The sequence below is a fragment of the Buttiauxella sp. BIGb0552 genome, from assembly GCF_004366275.1.
Taxonomy (GTDB): domain Bacteria; phylum Pseudomonadota; class Gammaproteobacteria; order Enterobacterales; family Enterobacteriaceae; genus Buttiauxella; species Buttiauxella gaviniae.
In genome coordinates, this window is sequence record NZ_SODY01000006.1 from 106,803 (window position 1) to 119,920 (window position 13,118).

The following is a 13,118-nucleotide window of genomic DNA, read 5'->3' on the forward strand; positions in this document are numbered from 1 at the left end:
GTTGCTTTAGCCTTTACCGGCGAGTGATTGTCGGGACTGTAATGTGCTTTCCAGACGCCAAAGTTTGTTTTTCCAGGGCAGCAAGCTGCATGGATAAAGGTTGTGCTCCCGATGCGATAACAGTCGGTTGTTCAACCTGCGTCGCTTCCTGCGTGACCGACGTTTGAGCAAATGAGCTGCGCTCATCGGCTTGTCCAATACCAAACGGGCCAAATGAGTTCCCAAGCGAATTTTGCCCAAGGGCGTTACTTTCTAAGCCAGGTAAAGTGCGCTGCTCACGGCTGTCGCTGTACCAGCGGGAGAACAGCACAGCTTGTTGCATGACCGGCGCATTTGCTTGTTCAATACCGTAGCCATAGGCTGCAAATTGGCTGTTTAGTCGGGTTTGCAGACCCACTGCGTCACTTTGTAAATCATAGACGAGCGGCAGAATAAACAAGCCCGGCTCGTAACTTTGGCTGTAGGCGGGTAGTGTTTCTTCTTCCTCACGGCCAAATATCTGGTCGCCATTACGGTCATCGACGTTTGGCATCGCCGTGACGCCATGAATTAAAATAGTGAGGCGTGCTTCGCTGACGTCGCCATCGCTGTCGGTGATGGTGTAAACAAACACCTCGGTCAATGTCGCATTCGCTTCAAGTGACGCTACGCGCGGGTCGCTGCGGTTGACTTGGTAGGTCCAGTTGCCCTTGCTATCGAGTGTGAGTGTGCCGTATTGCCCGCCGCTCGCGCCGCCAATGGTGCCTGTGCTCCCGGTGTTTTCCGACACGACGCCCGTCACCGGGCCGTTGTTCGCTGCGCCATCGGCACCCATGCGGTCATCGTTAAAGACGTTGCCGCTGGCTGACTCCTGGTTTTGGTCCTGTAAGATTTCCGCGCTGTCATCTGTGGCGGTTGGGCTGTCGTTAAACACGGTAATGCGCAGTTGGCCGACGGTAACGCCGTTCACTTCCACGGCGTAATCGTTGTGCGTACTCACCAATCCTGGTTGCGACACGGCTTCGCGCAGGGTGAAGCGGTAATCCACATGCCCTTCGCCGTCGGCCGGGCTGTAGTAAGCCAAAAGCGTAATGGTGCCGGTCACGGTTTCGATGGTGATTGGCGACAGCGGATTAAGCTGCAAAAGCTGTTCGGCGGTGATGACACGCCCCTGGAAGGTGAAGGTTTTCAGCTTATCGAGCGACAGCAAATCAAGCGTGCCACTCACTTCCTGAGCGCCTGGGTCAAGCGGCGTCAGGCCATCTTCGCGCACCTGAATTTCCACCGACGGTGCCACCAGAATGCGCAACGTGCCGTTGGTTTCGCCCCCTTCGTTACCATCGCTCACGGTGTAGGTCACGGGAGGAACAAAGCCGAATTTGCTGCTCACTGGCGTAAAGGTGTAACTGCCATCGCGCAGTACCGTCAGGCTGCCAATGCCCGCCAGCACAGCGGTTTCGCCTGCGGCATAACGTTGGCCGCCAAACTGGAAGCTGGAAAGATGAATCGGGTCGCCGTCCGGGTCTGAATCGTTGGTTAACAGGTTGCCGGAAACCGCGTTCCCTTGCGGAGTAATGACCCCTTCCGGGCTAACAACGGGCGCGCTGTTGATGACATGAGCGGTGACGGTAGTAGTTTCAGTGACGCCGCCGCTGGTCACGGTGTAGGTGTAAGTATCGGTGCCGACAAAACCTGTGCGAGGCGTATAGGTTATCTGCCCGTTTGGCTGCAATACCGCGCTGCCATTTGCGCCGCTGGTCACGGCGGTGATGGTGGCGTCCTGGTTCTCGAAGTTATCGTTGGCGAGGACATCCGTCGTCACCGGATTCCCGGCGTGGACGGTGGCGTCGTCGGCATTAATATCAGCTACCGGCGAAATAATAATATTCAGCGTGCCGGTCGAGATGCCGCCAATCAGCGCATCGTTAACGGTGTAGGTTACGGTCGGCACTCTGCCGTTCCAGTCGGCAATGGGCGTTAGCGTGTAGCTCCCGTCGCTGCGTAAAGTGAATTCCCCCACGCCTGCGATGATAACTGGATAGCCTGCCGGAGCCGTTTGGCCGTCGACATTGAATTGCGTCACGGTGAGCGGGTCGCCGTCGGGATCGCTGTCGTTATCCAGCACGTTGCCGCTGACCACGTTATCTTCCGGCGTAATGTTGAGATCCGGGCGCGTAACGGGGAGGGTGTTTTCCACCGTGACACTGACCATCGCGGTCTCCTGAATCCCACCGCTCAACACTGTGTAGGAGTAACTGTCTGTACCGACATAACCCACGTTTGGCGTGTAGGTGATTTTGCCGTTGACGATGCTCACCGTGCCGTGGCTGCCCTGGGTCACGCTCTGAATAATTTTATCGCTGTTCGCGAAAGTGTCGTTGGCGAAGACATCGGTGGTCACGGAGGTGTTGCCGTGTACCGTGACGTTATCGTCAAAGGCATCTTTTACCGGAGTGATGATGACCCGCAGTTTGGCTTCGGACTCGCCGCCATTATTGCCGTCGCTGACGAAATACGTCACCACAGGCAGGGTGCCATTCCAGTCAGCGACCGGCGTGAACGTCCAGTTGCCGTCCGCCTGCATGACCAACACGCCCATATTCGGGATGTTGAGCGCGCCGCCCGCCGCGTAAATCGTCGTGCCATCCACGGTAAAGCCGGTGAGGGTCAGTTTGTCGTTATCAATATCGCGGTCGTTAGTCAGCACATTGCCGCCCGCCACGCCGTCTTCTGGCGTGGCGTTACTGTCATCAGCCGCCTGTGACGCGTTGTTGGTAATGCTCACTGTGACAAAGGTGGTTTCACGCACGCCGCCGCTGGTGACGGTGTAGCCAAAGATATCGTTTCCCACAAAACCGGCGACCGGGATGTAAACCACTTTCCCGTCAACAATCGTGGTGGTGCCGTGCAAGCCGTTGGTGGTGGCGGTTATCTGATGGTCGCTGTTTTCAAATGTGTCGTTGTTTAATACGTCAATGACGACTGGCGTTCCGGCGTGTGTGGTCGCATCGTCACGCTCGATGTCCTGCACTGGTGTGACGGTGAGCGTCAGCGTGCTGCTGCTGGTGCCGCCGTTTCGCCCGTCGCTAATCTGATAAGTAATCACCGGCAGCGTTCCGTTCCAGTCCTTGACCGGGACAAACGTGTAAGTGCCATCCGCGTTGAGGGTGAACTGACCTTGCCCGGAGATAAAGACCGGGCTGCCGACCATGCGAGAAATCGAGTCGCCCGCCAGGGTGAAGCCTGTGACGGTCAGCGTGTCCTGAACGGCGGGGCGGTTATCGGCGTCGGTATCGTTGGTTAAGACGTTGCCGGCAAGGGGCGTGTCTTCGTTACCCGCGTTGACATCAGGCTGCGCCACCGGAGGGGCGTTGGTGACGGTGATATACACCGTGGCGGTTTCGGTAATGCCGCCGCTGGTGACGCTGTAGGTGTAGCTGTCGTTGCCGACAAATGCTGGCGCTGGCGTGTAGACAATACTTTTGCCGTCAGCGCTTAAGCTAACGGTACCAAATTTGGCGGTGCCTAAATCGGTGATTTCTTTGTCTGTGTTGATGAACGTGTCGTTGGCAAATACGTCCGTCGTCGTGCTGGTTCCGGCGTGCATCGTCACGTTGTCATCGGCGATATCCTTCACCGGGTTCACTGCAATGTCGATTTTACCGACCACCAGCGCGCCACCGTTGTCATCGGTCACGGTGTAACTAATTTGTGGCACGATGCCATTCCAGTCGGGTACTGGCGTGAAGGTGTATTGTCGGTCATAAGTCAGCGTAAACGTCCCAACGCCAGGAATCACGGCAACGGTGGGGCTGCCAAGATTAACTACCGGGAAACTGCCAGCGATGCCATCTACCTGGAACGATGTCACACGCAGGACGTCGTTGTCCGGGTCGGTCACATTTAGCTCACCACTTAGCGGCGTGCCATCTTCATTCATCGTCAACTGCATGTCGCCGCTCATTGGCGAAGTGTTAGTGACCAGAATCGAGACAATTGTGGTTTCAGTAATGCCGCCGCTGGTGACGGTATAAGTGAAGCTATCGCGCCCCGCGTAGCCCGCAGGTGGCGAGTAACGCACGGTGTTATCCGATAGCACTTCCAGCCTGCCGCCTTGCGCACTGATCCCGGAAACCGAGACTTGTCGGTCAGGATTGGTGAAGGTGTCATTGGCTAACACGTTAATAATGACGGCGTCATCAGAGTGCGTGCTGGCCTGGTCTGCCTGAATATCTACCACCGGCGTGACGGTAATCACCAGCGTGCTGCTGACTTCGCCGCCCTGGTTTCCGTCGCTCACGGTGTAGTTTATTGGCGGCACGACGCCATTCCAATCCGCGAGCGGGGTAAATAAATACAGCCCTTCCTGGGTGATGGTGATTCTGCCCATGCCGGGGATATCAACCGGCGTCAGCCCTGCCGCGTAATCGGTGCCGTTAATCGTGAACTTAACAATGCTCAGATTATCGTTGTCGCCATCCGTCGCATCGCCGAGCAGGGTGTTGAGAATCGGGCGGTCTTCCGTGGTGGTGATATACACATTTGGCACCGTCGGCGCGGCGTTGGTCATCGTGACCGTGACGGTCGCGATTTCGGTGACGCCGCCGCTGGTGACGGTGTATGTGAAGGAGTCATCGCCGACATAACCCGCATTTGGCGTATAAACCAGTTTGTTATTCACAATACTCACCGAGCCATGCGCAGGCGCGCTGGTGTCGGTGATGGTGGCATCAGCATTACTGAAACGGTCGTTGCGCAGCGCATCGATGGTGACAGGTGTCCCGGCGTGCGTGGAGGCCGAGTCATTCACAAAGTCCTGAACCGGAGTGACGGTGATATCCAGCGTGCTTTGGGTTGGCGGGTCGAAGGTATTATCCGACACGTTAAACGTAATGGTTGGCACTTTGCCGTTCCAGTCGGCAATCGGTACGAAGGTGTAAGTGCCATTGGCGCGCAGGATAAAGGTGCCTTGGTTGGGGATAATCACGCTTTCGCCCGCCTGGTGCGTTCCGGCGATACCCGCAATCTGGAAATCGGTCACATGCAGCGGGTCGCCATCCGGGTCAACAATGGTATGCAACACGTCGCCATTAAGCGCCGTATCTTCCGGCGTTGAATCCACCTGAGCGCTTGGCGATGGCGGGGTGTTGGTCAGCAGAATAAACACCGTGGCGGTTTCGGTAACGCCGCCGCTGGTGACGGTGTAGGTATATTTGTCCTGGCCGACATAGCCCGGCGTCGGGGTGTAAATCAGTGTGTTACCAGGGCCGCGGGTCACGGTGCCGTGCGCACCCTGGCTGAAATCGGTGACCGCACGGTCCGAATTGACGAAGCTGTCGTTCGCCAGCACATCGGTGGTAATGACGGTGCCGGTATGCTCTTTTTCGATGTTATCGACCGCATCGTCAACGGCGGCAATGTGCAGCCCTAAGGTCGCGGTTTTGTCACCGTTCATGTTGCCGTCGGTCACGACATAGCTCACCAGAATATCGCCGTGCCAGTCGCCGCCTGGGGTGTAGTTGTACGTCCCATTAGCATTAACTGTCAGGGTTCCGTGACTGCCTGCCAGCGTCACGGTGGTGCCTGCGGTGTAGGTTTGCCCCTCAACGGTGAAGGTTTTCACACTGAGGGTATCGACTGCGCCATCCGGGTCGCGGTCGTTAGTTAACACGTTGCCCGAGGCCGAGGTATCTTCGTTGAGCGTCTGGTTTTCATTGGCAACAATCGGCGCCTGGTTGGTGACATTAATCGTCACCGTCGCCTGTTCTGTTACGCCGCCGCTGGTGACGGTGTAGGTGTAAGAGTCGGTGCCGACAAAGCCCCGGTTTGGCGTATAAGTCAGCACGCCGCCGACGTAACTCAGCGTGCCGTTTGTCGGTTGTGTCACGGAGGTGACGGTTTTATCCCCGTTGGAAAACGTGTCGTTAGCCAGCAGATCGCTGGCATTTTTAATCAGCGGCACATTGGCGTGAGTGGTGAAGCTGTCGTTGTTCGCGTCAGCCACTGCCGTAATATTCACACCCAGCGTTGCGGTATTTGACCAGTGTGAGGTCTGGTCGCCCGCGACGGCAAAATCGAAGAAATTAACGCGACCGCCAAAAATACCGCTCGCCGTGGTGTCGGTGGTATCGGAGGCGCGCAAATGCAGACCGCCGCTGACTGAACCGTTGTAATCGGCGGTCGGCACAAAGCGCATCTGGGTATTGCTGGCGAGCACAAAGGCGTGGCTCTCGCCCAGATCGGACGGGATCGCCTGCCAGGTGGTGCCATCAAAATATTGCCATTGGCCTTTGCTGGCATCGGTGTTATTGGCATAAATCGCGACGTAACCCAGTGCGCCGCTGGCGTTTCCGCCGCCTGCAATGCCGCTCTGGTTATCGGTGGCATCGCCATAAACCGACTGGAACAGTTGTCCGACCGTCTGCGTGCCGTTGGTGTCTTCGGCGATGGTCAGGGTTTTATCACCCAGCGTCGGGCGGTCGTTAATGTTGGTGACGACGGTGTTGAGGGTGATGACGGTTTCACTGTAAATCGAGGTGCCGCCATGCCCGCCCGTGGTGTTGATATTGGTGACGCTGCCATTGGGCAGGACCGTCGGCGTGGAAGAAATATCGCCGTTGACGTTAGTTTCCACCAGCCGGACGCCTAATGTTGCCGGGTTGCCAAAATAGTTTGCGGCAGGCACAAAACGCAGTGACGAACTGGCCGTGAGGATTAACGCGTTACTGTCGCTGCGGTTACCGACGGCAAGCCAGTTCACGCCATCGAGTGAATATTGCCATTCGCCCTGAGCGGCGTTGGTGGTTAATTGCGTGATAGCCACGCCGTAGAAGTTATCCGCCCGGGAGCCGCCCGCGCCGCCAGTGTTGCCGTTATCCACGGTATCTTTCTGGTCGTTGAAGAAGCCGCTAAACAGGTTTCCGACATTGCTGCCCGCCACCGAGCCTCCCGGTGTGTCCTCTTCCAGCGTCGGGATCGTCACTGTCGGCGTGCCTACAACCACAGGCGCGTCATTCACCGGATTGACCGTGAAGGTAAAGGTGCGCGTCGTGATCAGTGCCGATGAGGTGCCGCCGGGGCCGTCTTCATATTCCACCTGGCCTGGGTCGGAATTAGGATCGGTCAGATTGGGTAATGTCACCGGGCGAGAACCGGAGTTACCGCCATCGTTGACCGTCACCGTCACGCCAAAATTCCCATTCCAGTCAGACGCCGTGGCATCTCCTGGCACGTCAGGCAGCGAGACTTTTAGCCCCGCCAGGTAAGTATTAATTTGCGCGTAAGAGCCGGTAAACGTCAGCGTGTCGGTGCCCGCTCCGGTGACGGTGCCACCGCTGCCGGTTGGTGCGACAAAGGTAAATCCTTTCGGGAGCTTAACCGTGACCGTCATGGTCTGGCTGCCCGCATCCACATCACTGAGGGTTATCGGTGGCAGCGTGACCGTGGCACTGTTTTCATTGGTGTTGAGCACCGGACTGCCGCCCAGTTCGATATGTGCCGGGTCATTGGTACTGCTCTGGAAAACGGTGCGATACGTGGTCGCGACGTTTAGCTCAAGTCCGGCCGGGACTTTGGCGTAAGGGCTGGTATCAGTGGTCGGAACGGGTAATGTCCCATCGCCCGTAGGATTGGCATTATTCCCACCGTTGGCACCGGTCGTCAGTCTGCCCGTTGCATCGCGCAATCGGTCATCAACAATCACTTCGACGCGGAAATACTGGTCAGCATCGTCAAGTTGTATGCCGCTCATTCTCACCTGTAATTGCGCGAGATAAGCGTTGATTTGGTCGATGGTGCCGGTGATCACCAGCGGTGCATTGACGCCATTTGCAGGCGGGTTGATGCCATCCGGGCTGGTGGATTGCACTGTCACGCCTGAGGTGGTGTTCAGCGAGGAGATATTGACCGCTGAGTTTTGCTGGTCACGATACTGTAAAACCTCGAACGGATTCCCGTTTTGATCGGTGATGCGCACGGTCACTTGCACGATATTTTGTTCGCCCGTCGCAATGCCGCCAGCATCTGAAACATCCGGGTCGCTTATCACAATTCCGCCCACGCTGTTGCCACCAGGCGCGTTGTTATCCAGCAAAATGGTGTCTGTTGGGGCGGTCACTGTGGGCGCATCGTTAACCGGTGTAATGGTTATCGCGATTTGCACATCGGCGGGCACCACGCCTGTGGTATTCCCGACGTTAGACGCCGAGGTATCAAGATGAATAGTGAGCGTCACATCGCCGGCCGCTCCACCGTTTTGATCGTGGTTGGCATCTTTATCGCTCAGGTAAGTCAGGCCGCTGGTCGGGTTATTGAGCAATGCCTGAATGTCGCTGGCAGTCCCGGTGAGCACTAATTTCCCGCTGTTATCGCCGGTAATCGTGACGCCATCAATAATAAAGCCGCTATTGTCATCTGCGCCCGCAATCCCCAGTTGGCCTTGTGGGACGGTCAGTGTCACGGTCACGTTTTTGCCGAAAGCCGCTGATTCGTCATCCGTGATAGTGATATCACCGCCGATAATCGTCGGCTGATCTTCAAAGGTGGTTTTGTCAGTATTACCGACCACCAGGGTGCCAGGGTCATTGGTTTCTGAGGCGTTAATCACCACCTGATTAGCCGTAATGTTGCCGTTATTGGCGGGAACGCCGTCCAGATACCAGTTGTAAGGGGTGCCATCAACCGTGCCGGGCGGTGTGCCGAATGCCGGAGTGGCAGGCTGGTTTACCGGGCCGCCGTTAGCCGCCCCGCTTAAATTACCGTTCACGTCACGCAGGCGGTCATCGGTGATGACTTGCACCTGGTATTGCGCGTTGCGATCATCAGGGAAGGTGACGGTCAAACCCGCCAGCGCTGCGTTAACCTGGGCGACGGTTCCGGTGATCACCAAATAGCCATTGATACCGCCAGTCACGGTCGCACCGCTGTTTGCCGCCGCCGTCAGTACAATGTTGTTGTATTCGGCCTGGCTAAAGGCACTGCCATTGCTGTGCAGTAAGCGCACGGTCGTTTCGAGGATATTGGTAGCGCTTGAACCGCTGATGATATCCGGGTCGGCCACGGTAAAACCGTTGACGGCGTGCGAACTGCCGCCGATATCAATCGGGCCGGAAGGCGCTGTCACGGTTGGCTTATCGTTGGTCGGAGTGACATTAATCGCGAAGTGATTCCCCGATTGCTCTTTGTCGCCATCCGAAAGCGTGAAATTAAAACCATCGGCATTCAGACCGCTGCCGGATGTCTCATCGCCATTGTTCAGGTAATAAATACGGCCATTGTTGATATCCGCCTGGGTAAAGGTGGAGCCATTGCCGAGGAAGCTAAAATTCACGCCGTCGGTGGAGTACGCCAGGCGTCCGTGAGCCGGAACGGTGGAAACTGTATATTGCACCTGCTCGGGCGAGCTGTCCGGGTCGTATGCCTGAAGTTGAGCATTGTTGAGCTGAACGTAACCGCCTTCCACCACCGTAGCCGGGTTATTGGCCGGTAGGCCGCCAATTTTATTCGGCGAGTCCGGCGGCACGGTGATATCCGGGCTGTCAGGCGTAGCCGGGATCATCGGGCCATCGTTAACGTTGGTGATGGTAATCCCCACCGTCGCGTTGACCGCAGAAGATGCACCCCAGCGATCCACCGCCGAGACAATAAAGCTGGTGCTGCGCACTTCAGAGCCGTTACTGACGAACCGCAGCCCGCTGCTGCTATCGCTTTTCAGCAGGCTGGCATCGAGTTTTAGCGTACCGATATCGGCGCTGGTGATTGTCACCCAAGTCGTGCCGTTGAAATACTGCAATACGCCACCGGTAGGCAGCGACTGGAAGACAATTTTTAAGGCGTTATCACCAATAAGTTCGTTATTGAGTGCGTAGTTATTACTGCCGTTAATGTTGGCGATGTTTTCCCACGGCGAGCCGCTATTAGCGTCATCCGGGTCGCTTAAATTCAGCTGCGAAGTGGTGATATACACCGTTTCGCCTTCCGCCAGAACCGTGTTGGAGGAGCCTGTAATCACGGGCGCATCGTTGACCGGGGTGACGAAAATTTTAAGCTCGGGGTCCCAGGTGACCGCCATCGGGTTGCCATTGGCGTCGAGCGTGACTTGCCCGGCGGAAACCGAGAAGCGCGCATTAAACTCGAAGTTTTCGCCGCCGTCATGAACGATGCGTATCAGGCCTGCATCCAGATCGGCCTGGGTGAAAGAACCAAAAGCGTTGATCGTGACCATGCCGCCATTGCCATCACTTTTCATGATGGTCAGGCCGCTTTGGCCCGCACCGGCCCCGAGATAGGTATAAACAATTTCATCCGGGCTGATCCCTTGCACCACATAACTCATGCCCGGCGTGGCATCAGAAATATTTCCGGTGCCGGACAGTACCAGCGAGCCGCCTTCGTTTATCGAACCGTGCGGCGGCAGCGTGGGATTGGTGACATCCGTGCCGATGTACCCTGAACTGTTGGTGCTATCGGGAATATTCCACGGCGGGACGTTATCCGGCGTTGGGTTATTGGCGAGGCGAACCAGGCCAATGGTGAACTGGAAATGGGTTAACCGATCGGTTGCCGCTTCGCCGTCCCAAATCCCGCCCTGACGGGTAAATGTGGTGCCGTCCGGGTTCCAGCGCAGCGCGGTGGAGTGGTCAATCACGCGGAAGTTAAACACGTCGATGCCGCCCGGCTGCGCATTCAGGTATTGCACATACGCGACTTTGCCTTGAATCACGTCTTCCATCGTGAAGGTGTCGCCGCTCTTTAACAGCAAGCCGTCGAGGGTCAAATAACCGTGCGTCAGCCCGGCGGCATCCACTACAAAACTGACACGATTGGCCGGGGAATCGGTATCCAGGCTGGTGAGCATTTCAGGCGTAAGCACCACGTCCGCCGGGCCGGGTACCACATCGGCGTGCAGGGTGGAGTCGGTGTCGAGGAACGGGTCGTCGTCCACCTGTTGAATATCGAGCTTGATAATGGCATCGCTACTGGCCGTTGTGGGAGTTCCGCCACCCTGATCGGTGACGCTCACCCCGAAGGTATCTTGTGTGATCCCATCCTCGCCGTTGTTGGCATAGGTCAGCAGGTTTCTTTCGGCATAATCAATTTGCTGGCCGACCTGCACTGGCACGCCATTGAAATAAAGCGTGCCGTGCGCGGGCAGCGCGGTAATGGTTAAGGTGAGATTCCCATCCTGCGGGTCGCCTCCGCCTTCCGCCACAATGTACTGCCCGACATTCCCGGTATTGACCGCATTTTGCGGCTGGCCTTCAAACACAATACCGCTGCCGCTAATCGTTGGCGGCTGGTTTTCAGGGGCAATCTCTAGCGTGACTTTTACCGTGTCGGATTGGTCGATGGGCGTTGCGCCGTCGTTCACTCTGGCGGAAAAACCGTCGGCGGTGTTTTGCGTATCACCCATCGCGGTGTGGACATATTTCAGCGCACCGTTACGCACATCTTGCTGACTAAACACCGACCCCACGCCCAGGCGCGTACCGTTGAGCGTCAGATATCCGTATTGCGGAATCGCCGTCAGGCTGTAGACAATTTGCGAGGCGCTTTGCGCGCCAATCTGTAATTCAGGGTCGAGCGCGGCAAGCGTCGCTTCCGTAATCACGGTGCCTGACCCGTTTCTTTCCGGCACGATGAGCGTGCTGTCGGGAACAGTTACCGGGTCGTTGGCGGGCGTAATGGTGACATGCGTCACCAGCGTTGCACCGCCCGATAACGTCAACATATTAAACACCACATCGGTGGAGGCGGACTGATTGCCAAGCTCTGTATCGCTCGCGGTAAATCTCAGAGAATCGAGCCAGGCCTGAGCATTTTCCATCGGCCCGAGGTATTCGAGGAATTTCCCACGCTCGTTACCGTTGACCAAATCCCCCGCCGCGGTATTGCTTAATCTCACGGTGATGACGATGTTGGCATCATCACTCGGTGTTAGCGTCAGACCGTTAAAAGCCCCGGTTTCCGCGCCCGGATGAAGCGTTGTGGGTTCGGAAACCACGATGTCAGGTTTAGTGATGGTCAGCTCTGGCGCTTGCAGTACGCCATCGTAAGCCAACTCCAGCGAGCGAGTTTCGATAACGCCAGTGTGTGATTCCAGCGCCCAGTCAGCGCCTTTTGCCGCACTGCCCGTTTCGTCACTGGAAGCTGCAACATCCGCATGGGTGTAATCCGCCATACGGGTAATCAGGATGGTGTCTTTTGACGTGACGTTGCAGCCATACAGCAAGATATCGCCGTCTGTGGTGAGCTTTTCGCCAAGGGTTTCTAATTGCTGCTGATATTGAGCAATCGTTTTGTCATTAAGTTTGTCGCTACCGAGCGTTATCTCATCGCTGGCGCCATGGCTGATGATATGAATCGCAGTGATATTTTTATCGTTCTTTAGCGCTTCATTAATCTGCTCGAGCCCGGAGTGCTGAGAGTCCAGCACCAGCACGCGGCTGCCTTCTGGCAACTGGCTGACCAGCGATTGCCAATTCTGGACGTGACTATCGACGACATAAACTTCATGTGGCGCAGTCGCATCTGCGGGTGCTGGTGCCGTTATTGATGCTGGCGCAGGCACCGGTGCCGGTGGGACAAAAACCGCTTTGGAGGCGTCTGGCGCATTATCGTGGTGCTGGGTATCAAGCGGGTTATCCGCATGATGAGCAGCCTCAGTGACGGCTGCGCCATCGAATAGCTGCCGTGGCTCCAGGGCGAAACGATGATGGCGTGGACGGGTAGGATTGTCGTTTCTTTGTCTGGACATAGCGCATCACTCTGTTAGCGGCTTCGGTAGCATTAACGGTAATGATACATCTGATTTACATAGTATGAATGTATTAGATCGCCTTATTACATAATATTTACGAATGTATCTGAGATTATTCCTGGTGTGTTTTACAGGGTTTGTGTAGAAGGGTGTGCTGAGGTGGTGAAAAGATAATAGCAGCAGAAATTGCTAAATTATTGCAGTAGAAGGTAATAAATAACCATTCGGTTATTATTTTCTTTTAATTTTCATGGCTAAGATGCTTCTTAATCAATGGCTGTATTCGGTTTTTTTAGCCGCCTGGTTTAATTGATGAAATTGTTTTAGGTTAAATAATAAGCAATGCTTTCGCATTGCTTATGTGAGCTATTATAAAAGAAAT

Annotated in this window: 1 protein-coding gene; it reads right to left on the minus strand. The window is 56.1% G+C overall.

The features are described from left to right. Nucleotides 1-13: 13 nt before the first annotated feature. Nucleotides 14-12,733 (minus strand): Ig-like domain-containing protein, encoded by a 12,720-nt coding sequence (locus EDF88_RS17645; protein ID WP_134186149.1) that lies wholly within the window; start codon nucleotides 12,731-12,733, stop codon nucleotides 14-16. Nucleotides 12,734-13,118 lie beyond the last annotated feature (385 nt).

Coding starts and splice junctions, on each gene's coding strand:
- EDF88_RS17645 (WP_134186149.1), bottom strand. CDS start 12,733: ATGTCCAGACAAAGAAACGACAATCCTACCCGTCCACGCCATCATCGT.